General features: G+C 75.5%; 18 protein-coding genes. 12 read left to right on the plus strand and 6 right to left on the minus strand.

Translation table 11 applies throughout. The features are described 5' to 3' along the window. Positions 1 to 16: 16 nt before the first annotated feature. A complete protein-coding gene (locus EBM89_RS01820) occupies positions 17 to 643 on the minus strand; it encodes a mycothiol-dependent nitroreductase Rv2466c family protein (RefSeq protein WP_255414329.1) in 627 nt (208 codons plus the stop codon). A gap of 249 nt (positions 644 to 892) precedes the next feature. Between EBM89_RS01820 and pepN the strand changes: the two genes are divergently transcribed. Beyond that, on the plus strand, positions 893 to 3532 hold the full coding sequence (gene pepN / locus EBM89_RS01825; protein ID WP_122147748.1) for an aminopeptidase N: 2640 nt from the start codon (positions 893 to 895) through the stop codon (positions 3530 to 3532). Positions 3533 to 3589: 57 nt separating this feature from the next. On the opposite strand, the gene EBM89_RS01830 is transcribed toward pepN, so the two are convergent. Continuing rightward, on the minus strand, positions 3590 to 4138 hold the full coding sequence (locus EBM89_RS01830) for a P-loop NTPase family protein (RefSeq protein WP_122147769.1): 549 nt from the start codon (positions 4136 to 4138) through the stop codon (positions 3590 to 3592). A gap of 212 nt (positions 4139 to 4350) precedes the next feature. Between EBM89_RS01830 and EBM89_RS01835 the strand changes: the two genes are divergently transcribed. Next, the gene (locus tag EBM89_RS01835) at positions 4351 to 4938 is read left to right on the plus strand and encodes a M15 family metallopeptidase (protein ID WP_158609433.1); all 588 of its coding nucleotides are present in this window, start codon (positions 4351 to 4353) and stop codon (positions 4936 to 4938) included. 7 nt (positions 4939 to 4945) lie between these two features. Here the strand turns inward: EBM89_RS01835 and malQ are convergent, their stop codons facing one another. Beyond that, positions 4946 to 7105, minus strand: a complete 2160-nt coding sequence (malQ, locus tag EBM89_RS01840; protein ID WP_233571472.1) for a 4-alpha-glucanotransferase — start codon at positions 7103 to 7105, stop codon at positions 4946 to 4948. A gap of 184 nt (positions 7106 to 7289) precedes the next feature. On the opposite strand from malQ, the gene EBM89_RS01845 reads away from it, so the two are divergent. Together EBM89_RS01845 and EBM89_RS01850 are read left to right on the plus strand one after the other, a co-directional pair. Then, complete coding sequence (locus EBM89_RS01845) at positions 7290 to 9521, plus strand: prolyl oligopeptidase family serine peptidase (protein ID WP_122147750.1); 2232 nt, start codon at positions 7290 to 7292, stop codon at positions 9519 to 9521. Between the two features lie 118 nt (positions 9522 to 9639). Beyond that, complete coding sequence (locus EBM89_RS01850) at positions 9640 to 10629, plus strand: mechanosensitive ion channel family protein (protein ID WP_122147751.1); 990 nt, start codon at positions 9640 to 9642, stop codon at positions 10627 to 10629. A gap of 67 nt (positions 10630 to 10696) precedes the next feature. On the opposite strand, the gene EBM89_RS01855 is transcribed toward EBM89_RS01850, so the two are convergent. Beyond that, positions 10697 to 10927: a PTS sugar transporter subunit IIB gene (locus tag EBM89_RS01855; protein ID WP_122147752.1), complete on the minus strand. Its 231-nt coding sequence runs from the start codon at positions 10925 to 10927 to the stop codon at positions 10697 to 10699. A gap of 156 nt (positions 10928 to 11083) precedes the next feature. Here EBM89_RS01855 and EBM89_RS01860 point away from each other — a divergent pair, with 156 nt between their 5' ends. Genes EBM89_RS01860 through EBM89_RS01870 form a run of 3 tightly spaced genes read left to right on the plus strand, consistent with a single transcriptional unit; the run spans position 11084 to position 13531 of the window. After that, the gene (locus EBM89_RS01860) at positions 11084 to 11557 is read left to right on the plus strand and encodes a globin (RefSeq protein ID WP_122147753.1); all 474 of its coding nucleotides are present in this window, start codon (positions 11084 to 11086) and stop codon (positions 11555 to 11557) included. A 54-nt stretch (positions 11558 to 11611) separates the two neighbouring features. Beyond that, complete coding sequence (locus tag EBM89_RS01865; RefSeq protein WP_233571473.1) at positions 11612 to 12505, plus strand: acyl-CoA thioesterase; 894 nt, start codon at positions 11612 to 11614, stop codon at positions 12503 to 12505. A gap of 48 nt (positions 12506 to 12553) precedes the next feature. Continuing rightward, complete coding sequence (locus tag EBM89_RS01870) at positions 12554 to 13531, plus strand: DNA topoisomerase IB (RefSeq protein WP_122147771.1); 978 nt, start codon at positions 12554 to 12556, stop codon at positions 13529 to 13531. 3 nt (positions 13532 to 13534) lie between these two features. Here EBM89_RS01870 and EBM89_RS01875 read toward each other — a convergent pair whose 3' ends face one another. Next, positions 13535 to 14209 (minus strand): O-methyltransferase, encoded by a 675-nt coding sequence (locus EBM89_RS01875; RefSeq protein ID WP_122147755.1) that lies wholly within the window; start codon positions 14207 to 14209, stop codon positions 13535 to 13537. Between EBM89_RS01875 and EBM89_RS01880 the strand changes: the two genes are divergently transcribed. The 3 genes from EBM89_RS01880 to EBM89_RS01890 all read left to right on the plus strand — a co-directional run bounded on the left by EBM89_RS01880 (position 14208) and on the right by EBM89_RS01890 (position 17801). Further along, on the plus strand, positions 14208 to 15983 hold the full coding sequence (locus EBM89_RS01880; protein WP_122147756.1) for a DUF2867 domain-containing protein: 1776 nt from the start codon (positions 14208 to 14210) through the stop codon (positions 15981 to 15983). The two genes, EBM89_RS01875 and EBM89_RS01880, sit on opposite strands and share 2 nt — an antisense overlap. Before the next feature lie 202 nt (positions 15984 to 16185). Then, positions 16186 to 16695, plus strand: a complete 510-nt coding sequence (locus EBM89_RS01885; protein WP_122147757.1) for a sigma-70 family RNA polymerase sigma factor — start codon at positions 16186 to 16188, stop codon at positions 16693 to 16695. After that, complete coding sequence (locus tag EBM89_RS01890) at positions 16692 to 17801, plus strand: hypothetical protein (protein ID WP_122147758.1); 1110 nt, start codon at positions 16692 to 16694, stop codon at positions 17799 to 17801. Before EBM89_RS01885 ends, EBM89_RS01890 begins: the two co-directional genes overlap by 4 nt. Before the next feature lie 121 nt (positions 17802 to 17922). Here EBM89_RS01890 and EBM89_RS01895 read toward each other — a convergent pair whose 3' ends face one another. Next, positions 17923 to 18432 (minus strand): acyl-CoA thioesterase, encoded by a 510-nt coding sequence (locus EBM89_RS01895; RefSeq protein WP_122147759.1) that lies wholly within the window; start codon positions 18430 to 18432, stop codon positions 17923 to 17925. Between the two features lie 684 nt (positions 18433 to 19116). Here EBM89_RS01895 and EBM89_RS01900 point away from each other — a divergent pair. Beyond that, positions 19117 to 19479 (plus strand): SdpI family protein, encoded by a 363-nt coding sequence (locus EBM89_RS01900; RefSeq protein WP_233571475.1) that lies wholly within the window; start codon positions 19117 to 19119, stop codon positions 19477 to 19479. Positions 19480 to 19754: 275 nt separating this feature from the next. Further along, positions 19755 to 20215 (plus strand): sporulation delaying protein family toxin (locus EBM89_RS01905; RefSeq protein ID WP_199731937.1); only part of this gene is annotated, 461 nt, incomplete at its 3' end.

Consider the following 20215-nt stretch of genomic DNA (forward strand, 5'->3'; position numbering starts at 1 on the left):
TGCAGGTCGTGCGGGCTCAGTCGAAGACGGGGCCCTTGGTGCGGGTGCGCTTGAGCTCGTAGAAGCCGGGGACGCCCGTGACGAGCACGAACCCGTCCCAGAGCCGGCCGGCGTCCTCGCCCTTCGGCGCCGGGGTCATCACGGGGCCGAAGAACGCCGTGCCGTTCACCGCGACCACCGGGGTGCCGACCTCGTCGCCGACCAGCGCGATCGCCTCGGCGTGCGAGGCCCGCAGCTGCTCGTCGAACTCGTCGGTGTCGCCGTACGCCCGCAGCGACTGGGGCAGCCCGACCTCGTCCAGCGCCTCGCGGATGATGCCCCAGGTGTCGGTGCGCCCGCCCGGGTGCCGCCGGGTGCCCAGCGCGTCGTACAGGGGCTTGAGGTGCTCGCGCCCGTAGAGCTCCTGCGCCGCGACCAGCACCCGCACCGCCGCCCAGGACTCGTCCATGAGGGTCCGGTACTCCTCGGGCAGGTCCCGGCCCTCGTTCAGCACCGACAGGCTCATGACGTGCCACCGGACGTCGACGTCCCGGACCCGGGTGACCTCGTCCATCCAGCGCGACGTCATCCACGCCCAGGGGCACGCGGGGTCGAACCAGAAGTCGGCGGTGTCACGCGTCGCGGGCGGCTGCGTCTCGGTCACGGGTCGGGCTCCTCACGGGTGCGGCGCCGGCGGCGCTGCGGTCGTTCCGGGCGGGTCGGGTCGGCCCGGTCGTCGACCGGGCCGTCCGCCATCATGCCCCCCACCCCCCGCCCCGTGTCACGCCGGACGGGTCCGTGCGCTGCACGGAGGCGCCGTCACCGACCTGCGCCCGAAGTGCGGATGTTGGCCTGATCGGTGGAATGATGCCTCGGCACGGCCGCTGACCCGACCCTACGAGGAGACACCCGCGTGCCCGCTGAGAACCTGACCCGCGACGAGGCCCGCACCCGGGCCGCGATCGTGGACGTCCAGTCGTACGACGTCGTGCTCGACCTCACCACGGGTCCGACCACGTTCGCCTCCACCACCACCGTGCGGTTCACCGCGCGCGAGGCCGGGACCAGCACGTTCCTCGACCTGATCGCGCCGACGGTGCACCGCGTCGTCCTGAACGGCACCGAGCTCGACCCCGCCGCCGTGGTCGCCGACTCGCGCATCGCCCTGGACGGCCTGGCGGAGCAGAACGAGGTCGTGGTCGTCGCGGACGCCGCGTACATGAACACCGGCGAGGGCCTGCACCGGTTCGTGGACCCGGTCGACGACGAGGTGTACCTGTACTCGCAGTTCGAGGTCGCGGACTCCCGCCGGGTGTTCGCCGTGTTCGAGCAGCCCGACCTCAAGGCGACGTTCGCGTTCACCGTGACCGCGCCCGCGCACTGGCAGGTCGTGTCGAACTCCCCCGCGGTCGGCGAGCCCGTCGCGGTCGAGGGCGGCGTGAACCGCAACGGCGGTGCCGAGCACGGCACCGCGACGTGGACGTTCGAGCCGACGCCGCGCATCGCGTCGTACATCACCGCGGTGATCGCGGGCCCGTACCACCACGAGCACGGCGAGCTCACGTCCAGCGACGGCCGCACGATCCCGCTCGGCGTGTACTGCCGCGGGTCGCTCGCCCAGCACCTCGACACCGAGAACATCCTCGACATCACCCGCGCGGGCTTCGCGTTCTACGAGGAGCAGTTCGGCTTCCCGTACCCGTTCGCGAAGTACGACCAGCTGTTCGTGCCGGAGTTCAACGCCGGGGCGATGGAGAACGCGGGCGCGGTCACGTTCCTGGAGTCGTACGTCTTCCGGTCCAAGGTGCCGGAGGCCACGGTCGAGCGCCGCGCGGTGACGATCCTGCACGAGCTCGCGCACATGTGGTTCGGCGACCTGGTGACCATGCGCTGGTGGGACGACCTGTGGCTGAACGAGTCGTTCGCGGAGTACGCGTCCACGCTCGCGACCGCCGAGGCGACCCGCTGGACCTCGGCGTGGACGACGTTCTCCTCGCTGGAGAAGGGCTGGGCCTACCGGCAGGACCAGCTGCCCTCCACGCACCCGATCGCCGCGGACATCCGCGACCTGGAGGACGTCGAGGTCAACTTCGACGGCATCACCTACGCCAAGGGCGCGAGCGTGCTGAAGCAGCTCGTCGCCTGGGTCGGCAAGGACCAGTTCTTCTCCGGGGTGCGCGCGTACTTCCAGAAGCACGCGTGGGGCAACACCGAGCTGCGCGACCTGCTGACCGAGCTCGAGGCCACCTCCGGCCGCGACCTGTCCGCGTGGTCCGCGCTGTGGCTGGAGCAGTCCGGCGTGACGCTGCTGCGCCCCGAGATCACCTCCGAGGTCGGCACCGACGGCGTCGAGCGGATCACCGCCCTGACCGTGCGCCAGGAGGTCCCGGAGACCCACCCGGTGCAGCGCCCGCACCGCCTGGTGGTCGGCGGCTACGACGTCGTCGCGGACGCCGACGGCGAGACCCGCCTGGAGCGCACGCTGCGCGTCGAGCTCGACGTGGACGGCGAGCGCACCGAGGTGCCCGCGCTCGTCGGCGAGCAGCGCCCCGACCTGCTGCTGCTCAACGACGACGACCTCGCGTACGCGAAGGTCCGGCTGGACGAGCGCTCGCTCGCGACGGCCGTCGCGCACCTGGGCCACTTCGGCGAGTCGCTGCCCCGCACCCTGGTCTGGACGGCGGTGTGGGACGCGACCCGCGACGGCGAGACTCCCGCGCGGGACTACGTCGACCTGCTGCTCGGCAACATCGCGCACGAGACGGACTCGTCGGTGGTGCTGGTGCTGCTGCGCCAGCTGCACACCGCCCTCGACCTGTACGTCGCCGCCGAGCACCGCTCCGCGACCGAGGTCGCCGCCGCCGACACGCTGTGGACGCTCGCGACCGACGCCGAGGGCGGCTCCGACACCCAGCTGCAGCTCGTCAAGGCGTTCGCGGCCCGGGCCTCGACGCCCGAGCAGCTCGACGCCGTCGCGGCGCTGCTGGACGGCGGCACCCGCCTGGACGGGCTGTCCATCGACACCGACCTGCGCTGGGAGCTGCTGACCTCGCTGGTCGCCGGCGGCCGCGCGGGCGAGGCCGAGATCGACGCGCAGCTCGAGTCGGACCCGACCGCGACCGGCCAGCGCGCCGCCGCGGCCGCCCGCGCCGCGCTGCCGACCGCCGAGGCCAAGGCAGCCGCGTGGGCCGCCGTCGTGGAGTCCGACGCCCTGCCGAACGCCCTGCAGGCCGCCACCATCGGCGGGTTCGGTCGGGTGCACGACCGGGCGCTGCTGCGGCCGTACGTCGCGCCGTACTTCGCCGCGCTGGAGCAGGTCTGGGCCGAGAAGACCAACGAGATGGCGCAGAACATCGTCACCGGCCTCTACCCGACCGAGCTCGCGGACGACGCGGGCGAGGGCGCGGTGGACGTCGCCGGGGCGACCGACGCGTGGCTCGACGCGCACCCGGACGCCGCGCCCGCGCTGCGCCGGCTCGTGGTCGAGGCCCGGGACGGCGTGCGGCGGATGCTCGCCGCGCAGGCCGCCGACCGGCACTACCACGAGGTCTGAGCGACCTTCGCCCCGAGCCCCCGGCCGCCTCGTCGCGGCCGGGGGCTCGGTCGTTCCTCAGCCCGGCAGCGCCGCGAGCCAGCGGCGGGCGGCACCCGGGGTGCGCAGCCGCACCACGGGCACGTCGCCCCGCGCGGCGTCGGCGGTGAGCTGGTCCCGGTTCGGGCCGTGGCTGGTCCACGCCCACAGCACGATGTTCTCCTCCGGGTCCCGGCGCAGCAGGTTGCGCAGGTCCTCCCGGTTGCGGTGCCAGAGCTCCCGCCGCAGCAGCCCGCGCGCCAGCGTGCGGCGCACGACACGTGGCATCACGACCCGGCGCGGGTAGTCGAGCCACACCACCACGTCGGCGTCGTCCGCCAGCCCGTCGCGCCGCGACCGCCAGTTGCCGTCGAGCACCCAGCCGTCGGGCGACGCCGCCAGGAACTCGCGCAGCAGGGCGCGGCCGTCCTCCGGCTCCTTCAGCGTCCAGCCCGGCCCCCAGAACACCGCGTCGAGCTCCCCGAACGGCACGCCCAGGCGCGAGGCGAGCGCCCGCCCGAAGGTCGTCTTGCCCGACCCGCTGGTCCCGACGACGCGCACGCGCCGCGGCGGCCAGGAGGGGGACATGCGCGCCACCCGAGCGAGCCGCGGCTCGACGAGCGGGCGGGGGTCAGACCCGGGGTGGACGGCAGACCCCGGGTCTGGGTCGAACGGTCAGGACGCGGACCGGGCACGGACCTCCCCCGGGGCGACGACCGCGGCCCCGTCCGGGCGGTTCGCTGGGCAGCATGACGACACCCCGACCCGCACCCCGGCGCCGCACCCCCAGGTCCCGGCGCGTGCCCGTGCTCCTGCTGCTGCTCGCCCTGGCCGTGCTCGCGGCCGGCGGCGGGTGGCTCGTCACCCGGGGCCCGGCGGCGCTCACCCAGGTCGTCGGCCCGACGGACCGGCCGCTCGCCGTCGACGGCGCCCCAGCCGCCCCACCCGGCGGCGCCACCCCCGAGGAGTCCCCCGGCACCGGCGACGACCCCCCGGCGACCCGCGAGGTCAGCGGGCTGGACCCGGAGCTGCTCGCCCGGTTCGAGGCGGCCCAGGCCCTCGCGGCGGCGGACGGCGTCGAGCTGCGGATCACCTCCGGGTGGCGGTCCGCCGACGAGCAGCAGGCGCTCGTCGACCAGGCCGTCGCCCGGTACGGCAGCGAGGCCGAGGCGCACCGCTGGGTGCTGCCCCCGGACGTGTCCGCGCACGTCCAGGGCCTCGCGATCGACGTCGGCCCGACCGAGGGCGTGCTGTGGCTGGGCGACCGGCAGCAGGAGACGGGCCTGTGCCGGACGTACGCGAACGAGTCGTGGCACTTCGAGCTGACCGGGCCGCTCGGCGACCCGTGCCCGGAGCCGTGGCCGGACGCCTCTCACGGCTGGCGCTGACGGGCGCTCAGCCCTCCGCGAGCGCCGCCGCCAGCGACCGGAACCGCGCGGAGCCGAACAGGTCGTCCAGCAGCACCAGCCGGCCGGCGCCGTCGGCCAGGGGCACCCGCCAGTTCGGGTACTCGTTGTCGGTGCCGGGCTGGTTCTGGGCACGTCGCTCCCCGACCGCGTCGGCGAGCGACACCCCGACGAGCGCGCTCGGGGTGCGCCGGATCCACCGGTGCAGGGCCTCGACGACCTCGCGCTCGGTGGGGTCGTCGCCCAGCAGGCCGCGCTCCCGCAGGGCGGTCAGCATCGCCTCCCGCTCGGTGCGGGCGGCCCGCCGGACGTCGGCGACGGGCTCGGTCAGCAGACCGAGGCGCTCGCGCAGCGCGACGTGCTCCTCCGCCAGGTACCCGGCGGTGGGCGGCAGGTCGTGGGTGGTGACGGACGACAGCGCGAGCCGCCGGTAGTCCTCGGGCGGCAGCGGGCGGCCCTCGGCGTCCTTCTCGAACCACAGGATCGACGTGCCCAGCACGCCCCGGTCGGACAGGTAGTCACGCACCCACGGCTCGACGTTGCCGAGGTCCTCCCCGATGACGACGGCCCCGGCGCGGTGCGCCTCCAGCGCGAGGATGCCGATCATCGCGTCGTGGTCGTAGCGCACGTAGGTGCCGTCGGCGGCGCTGTTGCCGCGCGGGATCCACCACAGCCGGAACAGCCCGATGATGTGGTCGATCCGCACCGCGCCCGCGTGCCGCAGAACGGTGCGCAGCAGGTCCCGGTACGGCCGGTACGCGACGCGCTCCAGCTCGGCGGGGTGCCACGGCGGCTGCGACCAGTCCTGGCCCTGCTGGTTGTACATGTCCGGCGGGGCACCGACCGACGCGCCCCGCGCGAGCACCGGCCCGAGCGCCCACACGTCCGCACCGGACGGGTGCACGCCGACGGCCAGGTCGTGCATGACGCCCACGGACATCCCGGCCTCGTGGGCGGTGCGCTGGGCGGTGGCGAGCTGCTCGTCCGCGAGCCACTGCAACCAGCAGTAGAACTCCACCCGGTCCGCGAGGTCGGCCCGGGCCCGCAGCGCCCCGGGGGCGGCGGGGTCGCGCAGGTCGGCGGGCCACGGCGGCGGGCCGTCCCGCTCCACCAGCGCGCACCACAGCGCGAAGTCCTCCAGCCCGCGACCCTCCCGGCGGCGGAACTCCGCGAACGCCGACTGCCGGGCCGCCGACCGCGGGACCGCGAACACCACGTCCAGCGCGGCCTTCTTCGCCGTCCACACCACGTCCCGGTCGATGGGGCCGTCGTCGGTGTCCAGCGCGAGCGCCTGCTCCGCCGACCAGTCCACCAGCGCCCGGTCCGCCGAACCGAGGTACCCGGCCTCGTGCACGTCCTCGACCCGCAGGTACAGCGGGTTCACGAACCGGCGGGTCGTCGGCAAGTACGGCGACGGCGTCATCGGCGCGACCGGCTCGGCCGCGTGCAGCGGGTTGACCAGCACGAACTGCGCGCCCGCCTCGCGCCCGGACAGCCACGCGAGGTCAGCGAGGTCCCGCAGGTCCCCCGCGCCCCACGACGCCCGCGAGCGCACCGAGTACAGCTGGACCATCAGGCCCCACACGCTGCGGTCCGCGAGCGCCGCGGGCAGGTCGAGGCGGTCCGGGGTGACGGCGAGCGGCGCCGTCCCCTCGCCGGACGGCCCGCTGGTGCGCAGCAGGTGCCAGCCGAGCGGCAGGTCGGCGGGCACGACGAACGTCGCCCGGCCGACCTCGCGCCCGTCCACGGTGCGGGGCTCGACGACGACGTCGGCCTGCTCCAGGTCCACGCGACCGGCGTCGCCCTTCGCGGCGCGGCGGCCGCGCCCCTCGACGCCGTCCACCTCGATCCAGGCGCGCACCGCGTCCCCGTGCGTGACGTGCACCGGGACCTGCGCGCCCTGCGAGCGCCGCACCACCACGACGGGGGGCAGCACGCGGCGCCACGGGGCGTCCTCGGCGTCGCGCAGCGCGACCTCGACCCGCTCCGGGGTGCTGGCGTCGACGCCCAGCGCGCCGAGCACGCCGACGAGGGTCGCGGCGGACACCTGCTTCGGGCCGCCGTTGAACTCCTGGAACTCCGGGGCGACACCGTGCGCCCTCGCGAGGCGCACGAGGGACTCGGTCGGCGGCGGTGCGGGGTCGGCCACGTCGCCGATCCTGCCAGAGCCCGGCGCCCCCTGCCGGGCACCGCGCCGCGCACACGCTACCGACGTGGGGTTTCCCGCCTCCGGGTGCGGACGGCGGGCCGTCACGTCGAGCGCCCCTCGGCAGCCGCCGCGCTCCGCGCGGCCCCCTCGGGGCACGCGCGGGGTGCGCCGTAGGGTGGCGCGCATGACCGTCGACCCCGCCGCCCCCACCTCCGCCGTGCCCGGCGCCCCGTCCGCGTACCCCGCCGCCCGGCGCCTCGACCTGGTCGAGGACCTGCACGGACGGGCCGTCGCCGACCCGTACCGGTGGCTGGAGGACGCCGACGCCGACGAGACCGAGGCGTGGTCGACCGCGCAGGACGACCTGTACGCCGCCTACCGGGCGCGCGCCGCGGCGGGCGACCTCGCGGACGGCCCGCTGAGCACCGGTCCGCTGACCGCGCGGCTGGCCGCGCTGCTCGGCGCCGGGTTCGTCGGGACGCCCGCGTGGCGCGGGGACCGCCGGTTCTTCGCGCGCCGCACCGGGGAGCAGGAGCACGCGGTGGTCGTCGTCGCCGAGCCCGACCCGGACGCCCCGGGCGGCGAGCGCGAGCGGGTGCTGGTCGACCCGGTCGTGATCGACCCGGCGGGCACCACGACGCTCGACGCGTGGCAGCCGAGCAAGGAGGGCGACCTGCTCGCCTACCAGGTGTCGCACGGCGGCACCGAGGAGAGCGTCCTGCACGTCCTCGACGTCACCACGGGTGCGCTGGTGGACGGCCCCGTCGACCGGGCGCGCTACTCCCCCGTGGCGTGGGAGCCGGGCGGCGCCGCGTTCTTCTACGTGCGGCGCCTCGCGCCCGACCTGCTGCCCGAGGGCGAGAAGCAGTACCACCGCCGGGTGTGGCGCCACGTCGTCGGCACGGACGCCGCGCAGGACGTCGAGGTGTTCGGCGACGGCCTCGACATGACCAACTACTACGGCGTCTCGGTGTCCCGGGACGGCCGCTGGCTGATCGTCTCCGCCTCGGCGGGCACGGCCCCGCGCACGGACGTCTGGATCGCCGACCTGTCGGCGGTGGCCCCGGGCGCGGTGCCGGAGTTCCGCGAGGTCGCCGTCGGCTACGACGCCGAGGTCGGCGCGTGGGTCGGGCGGGACGGTCGGCTGTACGTGCACACCACGCTCGACGCCGACCGGGGGCGGCTCGCCGTCGCGGACCCGCAGGACCCGGCGGTGCCGCGGTGGCGGACGCTGCTGGCCGAGGACCCGGAGGCGGTGCTCGAGGACGTCGCGGTCGTGGACGGCGGCGGGGACGACACCACGCCCGTCCGGCTGCTGGCGGCCTGGCGGCGGCACGCCGTCAGCGAGATCACCGCGCACGACCCGGTCACCGGCGCCCGCCTGGCCGGCGACGCCGGGAGGGTCGCGCTGCCCGGCCTCGGCTCCACCGGCGGTCTCGTCACCCGCCCGGACGGCGGCCCGGACGTGTGGTTCACGTACACCGACCACACCACCGTCACCGAGGTGCACCGCTACGACGCCACCACCGGCACCACGTCGCTGTGGGCGTCCCCGCCCGGCGCCCTCGCGGACCTGCCGGACGTCCGGGTGCAGCAGGTCGTCGTGCCCAGCGCCGACGGCACGCCGGTGCGCGCGTTCGTCGTCGCCCGGGCGGATGCCCTGGACGCCGACGGGCGGCCCCTCGCGCCCGCGCCGACGATCCTCTACGGGTACGGCGGCTTCCAGATCTCCCTGGACCCCGCCTACTCCGCGACCACGCTCGCGTGGGTCGAGGCGGGCGGCGTCTACGTCGTCGCGAACCTGCGCGGCGGCGGCGAGGAGGGCGAGGCGTGGCACCGCGACGGGCGCCGCGCGCACAAGCAGCACGTCTTCGAGGACTTCCAGGCGGTCGCCCGGCACCTCGTGGACGGCGGCTGGACCACCACGGACCGGCTCGCCTGCTGGGGCGGGTCCAACGGCGGCCTGCTCGTCGGCGCGGCGCTCACCCGGCACCCGGAGACGTTCGCGGCGGTCGTGTGCTCCGCCCCGCTGCTCGACATGGTCCGGTACCAGAAGTTCGGCCTCGGGGTGACCTGGACCGACGAGTACGGCGACGCCGACACCCCGGAGGAGCTCGACTGGCTGCTCGGGTACTCGCCGTACCACCGCGTCGTCGACGGCACCGCCTACCCGGCCACCCTGTTCACCATCTTCGACGGCGACACCCGCGTCGACCCGCTGCACGCCCGCAAGCTCGGCGCCGCGCTCCAGGCCGCCACGTCCGCGGACCCGGCTGTCGCGCCCGTGCTGGTGCGGCGGGAGAAGGGCGTCGGGCACGGCGGGCGGGCCCTGTCCCGCACCATCGCGCTGACCGTCGAGCAGCTGCAGTTCGTGGCGGACCGCACCGGTCTGGCCGCGGTCCTCGCCCGGGGCTGACGGGCGCTCAAGAGAGCGCGGGGCGGACGTGCACGCGGTGTGCGGGACGCGTGCACGTCCGCCCGGCGGCCCCCAGCACGGGCGGCGTGCCGTCGGGGGCTGCCGTTAGCGTGTCGGGGTGATCCCCTCCCTCCTCCCCGCGCTGCCCACGGCGGCACCCGACGCCGGCGACCAGGTCGCCGACGGCGCCAACGCGTTCCTCGACTGGCTGCTCGGCCCCGGCCTGCGCATCGCGATCATCGTGGTCGCGGCGGGCATCGTCCTGCTGCTGGTCCGCCGCCTCATCAAGACCGTCTCCGAGCACATCGCCGACGGCACCTCGCTGCTGCAGCGGGGCATCGGCAAGCCGCTCGGCGGGACCGAGGTCGCCGCCGCGCTGCGCAAGGTCACCCCCGTCGCGAACGCCCGCCGCGCCCAGCGAGCCCGCACCATCGGGTCGGTGCTGCGCTCGACGGCGGCCATCGTCGTCGGCTCCATCGCGGTGCTGCTCGTCCTCGACCAGCTCGGGGTGAACATCGCCCCGTTCATCGCGTCCGCCGGGATCATCGGCGTCGCGTTCGGCTTCGGCGCGCAGTCCCTGGTCAAGGACTTCCTGTCCGGGCTGTTCATGCTGCTGGAGGACCAGTACGGCGTCGGCGACGTCGTGGACGTCGGCCCCGCGCAGGGCACCGTCGAGTCCGTGGGGCTGCGCGTGACGAAGATCCGCGACGGCGACGGCACCCTCTGGTACGTCCCGAACGGCTCGATGCTGCGCGTCGGCAACAAGACCCAGGGCTGGGCGAACGCCGTGGTCGAGGTCAAGGTCGACTACTTCGCGGACCTCGACCGGGTGCAGGACCTGCTGATCCAGGCGGCGGCGACCCTCGCCGACATCCCGGAGATCGGCGCCGCCATCGAGGGCGCCGCGACCGTCACCACCGCGGAGGACCTGACGTTCGACGCCGTCAGCCTCAAGGTCATCCAGCGCACCGCCCCGGCCCGGCAGTGGGCCGTCGCCCGCGCGCTGCGGACCGCGGTGCGCGAGGCGCTGGAGGCGGCGGACATCCCGCTCGCCGGGCAGCGCGAGGCCCTGGAGGCCCACCGCGAGCGCACGTCGCCGGAGGGCTGAGCACCCCGGGGTGCGGGCACGACGCGGCCCCCGGTCACCAGGTGACCGGGGGCCGTCGTGCGTGCGCTCAGCGCAGGCCGTCGAGCTCCGCCGCGAGGCTGTCCGCCTCGGGACCGACGATGACCTGCACGATGCGGCCGGACCGGACGACGCCGAACGCGCCGGTCGCCTTGAGGCCCGCCTCGTCCACCTGGGCGGGGTCGGTCACCTCGACCCGCAGCCGGGTGATGCAGGGCTCCAGGTCCACGACGTTGCCGCCGCCACCCAGGGCCACCAGGATCTGCTCTGCCTTGCTCATCGAACCCCCGTCGTGCCGTGTGCCGGATCTGGCCCCCGCGGGCCGCCGTGGGACGGGCGGCCTCCTGGACCCCCAGCCTAGTCGCCGTCCGGGGCACCGCCGCCGGGCGCGGGCCACGCACCCGGGTCGGGGTGCGCGCGGTGCGAGACTGGCGGCATGACCACCCCGGAGCCCGCCCGCACGCCGCTGCCGCTGAGCGCCGCCTCCCCCGCGCCCGCGTCCGCACCGGACGACGCCGAGGCCCGGCGGCGGCAGTCGTTCTACGAGGCGATCGGCGGGCACGCGACGTTCGAGCGGCTGGTGGACGTGTTCTACGAGGGCGTCGCCACCGACCCGGTGCTCGCCCCGATGTACCCGGAGGCCGACCTCGGCCCGGCCCGGCGCCGGCTCACGATGTTCCTCGAGCAGTACTGGGGCGGCCCCACCACGTACTCCGAGGAGCGCGGGCACCCGCGCCTGCGGATGCGGCACATGCCGTTCGCCGTGGACCCCGACGCCCGCGACCGCTGGCTGCGGCACATGCGCGCGGGCGTGGACGCCCTCGACCTGCCGCCCCTGCACGAGGCGACGCTCTGGGACTACCTGGAGCGCGCCGCGCACTCGCTGGTCAACACCGCCGGGCGGCCCTGAGCCGCCGCCCGGATGGCGCGGGGCGGTGCCCGGGCGCGTGAGACGCTGGTCCGCGTGACCGACGCCCGCACCGCGCCCGACCCGACCTCCGCCCCCGACCCGATCGCCGCGCTGCTCGCGGTCCTCGACGTCGCCCCCGGGACCACCCCCGGCACGTTCACCGCGACGAACCTGCCGAAGCCCGGCGGCCGGGTGTTCGGCGGGCAGGTCATCGCGCAGGCGCTCGTCGCCGCAGGCCGCACCGTCCCCGGCGGGCGGCTCCCGCACTCCCTGCACGGCTACTTCCTGCGCGCGGGCGACGTCGCGACGCCCGTCGACCTCGCCGTGGAGGAGCTGCGGGACGGCCGGTCGTTCTCCGCGCGCCGCACGCACGCCGCCCAGGACGGCGAGCCGATCCTGTCGATGATCGCCTCGTTCCAGGAGGAGCAGGACGGCGTCGACCACACCGAGCCCGCGCCCGACGTCCCGGAGCCCGAGGACGTCGAGTCCGCCATGGACCGCATGGGGCACCTGGACCACCCCGTCGCCCGGTTCTGGACCCACCAGAGCGCGTTCGACGTCCGGCACGTCGGCGGCTCCCTGTACCTCGGCCCCGCGCCGTCGCCCGAGGGCCGCCAGCGGGTGTGGATGCGCGCCAAGGGCCCGCTGCCCGCCGACCAGCTGCTGCACCGCGCGGTGCTGGCGTTCGCGTGCGACCAGATCATGCTGGAGCCGGTGCTGCGCCGCGCCGGGCTGTCCTGGCTGACGCCGGGTCTGTCCGTCGCGAGCCTCGACCACGCGATGTGGTGGCACCGGGACGTGCGGGTGGACGACTGGCTGCTGTTCGACCAGTCCAGCCCGTCCGCGCAGGGCGGCCGGGGTCTCGGCGCCGCCCGGGTGTTCGACCGCAGCGGCACGCTGGTCGCGTCCATCGCGCAGGAGGGCATGGTCCGGATCCCGACCGCCTGACTGGCGGCCTGACTGGCGGGAGCCCGCGCGGCGGGTGACAGTGTGCCGGTGGTGCGACTGCGACGGGTCCGGATCGACTCCCCCGGCTGGACCCGGCGGCGTGCCGGCTCCGGCTTCTGGTACCTGGACCTCGACCGCGAGCGCATCGCGGACCCCGAGCACCTCGACCGCATCGGCGCCCTCGCGATCCCGCCCGCGTGGCAGGACGTGTGGATCAGCCCATGGGCCAACGGCCACATCCAGGCCGCCGGGCTGGACGACGCGCGGCGCCGGCAGTACCTCTACCACGAGCAGTGGCGGCTGCGGCGGGCGCGGCGCAAGCACGACCACGTCCTCGACGTCGCCCGCAGGCTGCCCGCCGCGCGCCGGTCGGTGCGCCGGGACCTCGCGCTCGACGGGCTGCCCCGCGCGACCGCGCTCGCGCTCGCGTTCCGGCTGCTGGACCTCGCGTACTTCCGGGCGGGCGGCGAGGGCTACGCGCAGCGCAACGGCTCGTACGGCCTCGCGACGCTGCGCCGCGAGCACGTCGAGGTGGTCGGCGACGGGGCCGTGCGCTTCCACTACCCCGCCAAGTCCGGGCAGGTCCGGGACGTCGTCGTCGAGGACGACCGGGTCGCCGAGCTCGTCGGGACGCTGCTGCGGCGGCGCGGCGGCGGGCCCGAGCTGCTGGCCTGGCGGGACGACGACGGCTGGCACGACGTCACCAGCGCGGAGGTCGGCGCCGACGTGAAGCGGCGGCTCGGGGACGACGCGTCACCCAAGGACTTCCGGACGTGGCACGCCACCGTCCTCGCGGCGCGCGGCCTCGCCGCCGCGGGCGCCCCGCCGACGTCCGACCGAGCGCGCCGGAAGGTCGTCGCGGGCGTCGTCGCCGACGTGTCCGAGGAGCTCGGCAACACCCCGGCCGTCTGCCGCGCGTCCTACATCGACCCCCGGGTCGTGGACCTGTGGGCGCACGGCACCACCATCGCGCCGACCCGCTCGCAGGCGGTCGCCGAGAAGCGGACCCTCGACCTGCTGTCCTGACGCTCAGTCCCGGACGAGCGCCAGCGCGAACCCGTCCCAGCCCTTCGCGCCCACGGTCTGCAGCGCCGTCGCGTCCAGCCGGGGGTGCGTCCCGAGCAGGTGCAGCACCGCCCGCGAGCCCTGCACCCGCTCGTCGGTCGAGTCCGCGTCGGCGACGCCCCCGGCCCGGACGACGTTGTCCACCACGATCACCGTGCCCGGGTGGGACAGGGCGAGGGCCGCCTCGACGTAAGTGCTGTTGCTCGGCTTGTCCGCGTCCACGAAGACCAGGTCGAACGGCTCCTCCCCCGCGTCGACCAGGGCCTGGGCCGACCCGGCCGCCGGTCCCTCGACCAGCCGCACCCGGTCCGCGACCCCGGCGCGGGCGAAGTTCTGCCGGGCGACCTCGGCGTGCCGCGGGTCGATCTCCAGCGTCGTCACGTGCCCGTCCGGCCCCACCGCGTCCGCGAACCACAGCGTGCTGTATCCCGCGAGCGTGCCGAACTCCAGCACCCGGCGCGCGCCCACCATGCGGCACAGCAGCGCCAGCAGCCGGCCCTGGTTCGGCGCCACCTCGATCGCGGGCAGGCCCGCGGCTCGCCCCGCCTCGCGCGCGGCGAGCAGGGTCGCGTCCTCCGCGACCAGCTCGGTGACCAGGTACTCGTCCACCCTCGTCCAGTCCCGCCGCAGGTCCGCCATGGGCACGATCATCCTCCGGGGCGCTCGCCGCCGCACCTGCCCAGATGCGGCGTCGGCACCCCCGACGCAGACTGCGACGGTGCCCGACTCCGCCCGCCCGTCTGACGGCGTCCCCGCCGTGAGCACCCCGGCCCCCGACGCCCCGCCCGCCTCCGACCTGCTGCCCGAACCCGTCGCCCGTACCCTGCCCGACGTGCCCGGCGTCGGCCCGGACGGCCGCCCCCGGCCCGACGCGCCGCTCGTCGCGGTCACCGGCGTCACCGGGTACGTCGGCGGTCGCCTCGTGCCCGAGCTGCTCGCCGCCGGGTACCGGGTGCGTGCCCTCGCCCGGCGCCCCGAGCGGCTGCGCGGCCGTCCCTGGTACGACGCCGTCGAGGTCGTCCAGGCCGACGCCTCCGACGCCGAGCAGATCCGTGCGGCCCTCGACGGCGTGGACGTCGCCTACTACCTGATCCACTCCCTCGGCACCGGCCGCACCTTCGAGCAGCGCGACCGGTCCACCGCCCTGACCTTCGGAGCCGCCGCCCGCAAGGCCGGGGTCGGGCGGGTCGTCTACCTCGGCGGGCTCGCGCCCGAGGGCGAGGAGCTGTCCCCGCACCTCGCGTCCCGCACCGAGGTCGGGGAGATCCTGCTCGCCTCCGGCGTCCCCACCACCGTGCTGCGCGCCGCCGTCATCCTCGGGTCCGGGTCCGCGTCGTTCGAGATGATGCGGTACCTCACCGAGCGGCTGCCCGCCATGACCGTGCCCCGCTGGGTGCTCAACCGCATCCAGCCGATCGCCGTCCGCGACGTCCTGCGGTACCTCGTCGGGTCCGCGACCATGCCGCCCGAGGTCAACCGGGCGTTCGACATCGGCGGGCCGGACGTCCTCACCTACCGCGACATGATGCAGGGCTACGCGCGCGCCGCCGGGCTGCCGCAGCGGATCATCGTGCCGGTGCCGGTGCTCACCCCGAAGCTGTCGAGCCTGTGGGTCGGCCTCGTCACCCCGGTGCCGTCCGGCATCGCCCGGCCGCTCGTGGAGTCCCTGGTGCACGAGGTCGTCTGCACCGAGCACGACATCGCCGAGCACGTCCCCGACCCGCCCGGCGGGCTGATCGGCTTCGACCGGGCCGTCCGGCTCGCGCTCGCCCGGATCCGCGAGGCCGACGTCACCACCCGCTGGTCCTCGGCGGGCGTCCCCGGCGTCCCCAGCGAGCCGCTGCCGTCCGACCCCGACTGGGCGGGCGGGTCCCTTTACGTGGACGAGCGGCAGATCGTCGTCGACGCCTCCCCCGCCGCGCTCTGGCGGGTGCTGGAGGCCGTCGGCGGCGAGCGCGGGTGGTACTCGTGGTCGCTGGCCTGGCGGGTGCGCGGGCTCGCCGACCGCGTCGTGGGCGGACCCGGGCTGCGGCGCGGACGCCGCGACCCCCGGCGGCTGGTCGTGGACGACGCCGTGGACTTCTGGCGGGTCGAGGAGGTCGACCCCGGGCGGCTGCTGCGGCTGCGGGCGGAGATGCGGGTGCCCGGGCTCGCGTGGCTGGAGCTGCGCGTCGAGCCGGACCAGGACGCGGGTGCCGACGGGGCTGACGCCGACGCCGTGTGGCGGACGCCGCCGACGACGTTCGCCCAGCGCGCCGTGTTCCACCCGCACGGGCTCGCCGGGCAGCTGTACTGGTGGGCGGTGTACCCGTTCCACGGGGTCGTGTTCGGGGGCATGCAGCGCAACATCGCCCGCGCGGCGGAGACGGCGGAGCGCGCCCGCCGCGACGTGGAGGCCCGCCGGGAGGCCTGACCCCCGGCCGGGCGTGCTCGCCAGCGGCCGGAGGTCGAGGTCGGGGGAACGTGACGAGGTCGGGGGAACGGATCTCCCGACCTCGTCACGTTCTCCCGACCTCGCACCCGGAACGGCGCCCGCACGACCGCCCCGGCGAGGACGATGGACGGGCGGGCGCGCCCGCGCCCAACACTTCGCCGACCTCACGACTTGACGGGGCATGAGACCGCAGGGGCCCGACATACCACCACCCGAGTTCGCCGCCTGGTACGCGGCCGAGCTGCCGCGCACCCACCGGGCGCTGACGCTGGCCGTCGGCGACGCCGGGATCGCCGAGGAGGCGGCCGCCGAGGCGTTCGCCCGGGCGCTGGCCCGCTGGGACCGCGTCGCCCGCATGGAGCGCCCCGCGGCCTGGGTGTACACCGTGGCGCTGAACGAGGTGCGGCGGTCCTGGCGACGCGCCCAGCTGGAGCGTCGCTGGGTGCAGCGGCAGCGCGAGCAGCAGGCGCCCGCACCGGCCGACCCCGAGGACGCGCTCTGGCGCGCCGTCGCGGACCTGCCGCCGCGGTCCCGCACCGCCGTGGCGCTCCGCTACGTCGCCGACCTCACCGAGGCGCAGGTCGCGGACGTCATGAACGTCTCCCGCGGCACGGTCGCCTCCACCCTGTCCACCGCCCGCGCCCGGCTCGCCGCCGCGCTGGGTCCCACCCGTGAGGACGCCCTGAGATGAGCACCGACTTCCTGACCCGCCTCGCCGACGTCGACACCCCGGCTCCCACCCCCGACCTGGCTCGCGTGCAGCGGCGCGCCCGTGCGCTCCGCCGGAACCGCCGTGCCCGCACCGTGGGCGCGTCCGTCGGCCTGGCGGCCGTGCTGACCGTCGGCGGTGTCGTCCTGCCACAGGTCGGCGGCGGCGCCCCGACGCCGCAGGCCGGCGCGTTCCCGCTGTCCCTCGGCGTCGCACCCGCGGTCGCCGGGGAGGGGACGACCGAGTGCCAGACGGGGTGGAGCGAGTGGGTCGCCCCCGACGCGTGGCCCGCCGACCCACGGATCACCGGCGCCGCCGCCGTGCTCGCCGACGCGCCCTGGGCGGCGACCAGCGCCGGTGTGCACCTGACCCGGATGGACTGCACCAGCGCCCTGCCCGTCGCGGTGCTCGTGTCCGAGGAGCCCGTCCGCGGCGTGACGGTGTGGCGGGACGTCGCGGACCCGTTCCCGGAGGGGACCGACGGCGTGGCCGACGTACCGGTGCGCGGCGCCGCCGGGCGGCTGCGCGACCTCGGCACCAGCGCATACGTCTCCTGGTCCGAGGACGGCGCCCGGTGGATGGCCAGCGGGAGCGGCCTCGGCACCACCGACCTGCTGGACGTGCTCGACGCGCTGCGGTTCGACGGCGACGCCCTCGACCCCGGGTCCGTGCCGTCTGGCCTCGATGCCGCCGCGACCGGCGCCACCCGCACGGAGCGCGAGACGCTGCGGTGGACGGTGACCTACGGTGACACCGCGCCGGTCGAGGGGGCGGACGGCGTCCACCGGACCCCGGAGGGCACCGGGGTCACGCTGGAGGCCATGGCCGGCCCGCAGGAGCCGCCGGAGGTCGTCGCCAGCTACGACGCCGCGGGGGTCCGGCTCGTGGACGTCGCCGGTCACCGGGCGTCGTTCGCGCCGTGGGGCGACCAGTCCACCGACGTCGGGGGCTGGCTGCGGTGGCAGGCGGAAGGTGTCACCTACGTGCTGTCGGGCGGCCTGCCGGTCGAGGACCTGGCCGCGCTGGCCGCGACGGTCACGCCCGCCGCGGTCGACGACCCGAGCCTGACGGGCCTGCCGCAGTACTGAGCAGTACTGACGGAGCGCGCGGGGGGCACCGCGTCCGGCGAGGTCGGCGGAACGGGACGAGGTCGGGGGAACGGATCCCCCGACCTCGTCGCGTTCTCCCGACCTCGTGGCCGACGCAGGATCAGCGGGCGCGGCGGCGGAACGCCGGGGGCTCCTCGACGTAGGGCAGCCACGCGGCCCGCTCCGCCTCGCCGATCCGGCGCGGCGAGCCGCTGGCCGCGTCGACCAGCACGAGCGTCGTCACGGCCCGGGCGTACGGGTCGCCCGCTGCCGGGGTGGCGTCGCGCACCTCGTAGCAGACGTCGATGCTGGCCCCGCCGAGGTGGCCGATCCACATGTCCACGACCACGGGCGTGCGGCGGTACCCCAGCGGACGCAGGTACTCGATCTCCTGCCGGGCGACCAGCGTCGCCGTCTGCGCACCGGGGCCCGCGTCGAGCACGGCCGTGGGGAACGCGGGCCGGTCCGCCGGGACCTCCCCGGGGCCGAGCGGGTCGGCGGCGGCGGGGTGCGCCCAGAACGCCTCGATCCGCGACTCCTCCAGCAGCCGCAGCATCTCGACGTTGTTCACGTGCCCGTACGCGTCCATGTCGGACCACCGCAGCTGGACCGGCACCTGCAGCCTGGCCATGCACGCCTCCCTCTCGTGAGGCCCCGACCTCCCGGGACCCCGAGCCATCCTCCCCCTTTCCACCGGAGTACCTCGTCACTGGGTGCCCGTCCACCACCGCGCGGGTCGTCCCGACGCCTCCTGTCCACGCGCCGTGTCGAGGCGGAGCCGGGTGGGGCACGAGGAGCGTGCGCGCTCCGAGGAAGACCACGAGGGTGCCCTTGCCCCGAGCAGGCATTCCCACCACTCGTCGCGGGAGGTTTGGCCACTTGCCTGACAGCCTGAAGTGGCGTCGCCACCTGGGGTCCTGGCGGATCGACGGCACCCCGCTGACCTCGTGCCGCAACCCCAAGACCCCAGCACCCTCGTCGGCACCTCCCAGCGGACCCGCAGGTCAGAGACTCCGCACGGGCGGGAGCGTCGGTCGCCGGTGACGTCCGCCTACGCCGACGCTCATCCACCACCTCCGACGTACCGCGGGAGAGCAGCGGCCGCGTGGGAGCGATTGCGCCCTGCCACGGGAGGTTGTTGGTTGCCTCCGGCATCACTAGCGTCCAGCGGGTCATCACCCGTGGTGGTCCATTCCCCGCGAGAGCGAGCACGATTCGACGGGTCGCACGCCCGTGAGCTCGGCTGCTGGATGCGGGGCGGGCGCTCGCCGCCTCTCGCACCAGGGCCGCGGCAATCAGGAAGGTCGTGTACCTCATGTCCGTGTGCGTGCTCGCCATCGCCTTGTCCGTCTTGGTGATCGCCATGACCTGGGCCGGAGCGAGTGGACTGCTACCGGCGAACGGGTTCGTGGGAATCCGCACCCCGGCGATCTTGCGCTCGGAGCGCGCATGGCAAGCCGCGCACCGTGCAGCGCTGCCAGTCATCGCCCCGGCGTGCACGCTCGTCATCATCGCGGCCGGAGCGTCCATCATCGCCGCGCCCGCGCGCCGTCTGACCGCGGTCGGACTGGCGCTGCTCGGCACGATCGCCGTGATCGGGCTCACCAGCCTGATTCCGGCACAGAAGGCCGCGCACTCCGTCAACCGCGCGCCCGACGACACCCCGACGAGCCTCTGAAATCACCCGCCCGCGCGTCGAGCGCGAACTCATCGGTTCTCGCGCGGCAGTTCGCGAGATCCGGCACCCATGGATAAGCAACGGCGCAGCGGGGATATCGCACGAACTGCCACGGTTCCCCGGGCGTCGCATTTCGACTCCCGACGTGAATATTTCACGCACGCGGTGGGCAACCCCTCAACGCGGGGCCGCTTATCCCATCGCAACCACATCGATGTTGACGACATACCAGTGGCCTCAATACGGTCGCAATCTAGGACCCGGACCGCAGGTGCGTGGTCGTCCTCCTGCTGGATTGGAGTGGTGTCGTGCGTGGGATTGTTCGTTCGGTTATCGGTGTGACGGTCGCTGCGGCGGTGGCGGTGGTTCCGGTGGGCGGTGCGGTCGCGGATGCCGGGAAAGGAATGGGCGCGGCGCCGGTGGGTGCGAGCGGGCAGGAGTGGTCGCGGTTCTCGGACCGGGATGTCGTGTCGTTCTTCTTGCTCGCCACGGGACCGTTGTTCGACACGCACAGGGGGTTGGCTCGGGAGCTGGGGATGCAGCGTCAGGAGGTCCCGGCTCAGGTGGTGGACGAGGTGCTCGCGGCGGTGCGGTCGATCGACCCGGACTTCGATTCCGACGTGCTGGCGCCGATCCAGTCCGGCGACCCGGTGCGGGCCGAGGCCGCGCTGTCCCGCCTGGCCGAGATCGCCGAGCAGATCTCCGAGCCCGGAACCGACGCACGAACCGGACGCGG

The organism is Cellulomonas triticagri, assembly GCF_003696205.1.
GTDB classification, from domain to species: Bacteria; Actinomycetota; Actinomycetes; order Actinomycetales; family Cellulomonadaceae; genus Cellulomonas; species Cellulomonas triticagri.

Coding starts and splice junctions, on each gene's coding strand:
- EBM89_RS01880 (WP_122147756.1), top strand. CDS start 14,208: ATGGGCACGATCATCCTCCGGGGCGCTCGCCGCCGCACCTGCCCAGAT.
- EBM89_RS01885 (WP_122147757.1), top strand. CDS start 16,186: ATGAGACCGCAGGGGCCCGACATACCACCACCCGAGTTCGCCGCCTGG.
- EBM89_RS01875 (WP_122147755.1), bottom strand. CDS start 14,209: ATGGCGGACCTGCGGCGGGACTGGACGAGGGTGGACGAGTACCTGGTC.
- EBM89_RS01830 (WP_122147769.1), bottom strand. CDS start 4,138: ATGTCCCCCTCCTGGCCGCCGCGGCGCGTGCGCGTCGTCGGGACCAGC.
- EBM89_RS01895 (WP_122147759.1), bottom strand. CDS start 18,432: ATGGCCAGGCTGCAGGTGCCGGTCCAGCTGCGGTGGTCCGACATGGAC.
- EBM89_RS01900 (WP_233571475.1), top strand. CDS start 19,117: ATGTCCGTGTGCGTGCTCGCCATCGCCTTGTCCGTCTTGGTGATCGCC.
- EBM89_RS01890 (WP_122147758.1), top strand. CDS start 16,692: ATGAGCACCGACTTCCTGACCCGCCTCGCCGACGTCGACACCCCGGCT.
- EBM89_RS01855 (WP_122147752.1), bottom strand. CDS start 10,927: ATGAGCAAGGCAGAGCAGATCCTGGTGGCCCTGGGTGGCGGCGGCAAC.
- EBM89_RS01860 (WP_122147753.1), top strand. CDS start 11,084: ATGACCACCCCGGAGCCCGCCCGCACGCCGCTGCCGCTGAGCGCCGCC.
- EBM89_RS01845 (WP_122147750.1), top strand. CDS start 7,290: ATGACCGTCGACCCCGCCGCCCCCACCTCCGCCGTGCCCGGCGCCCCG.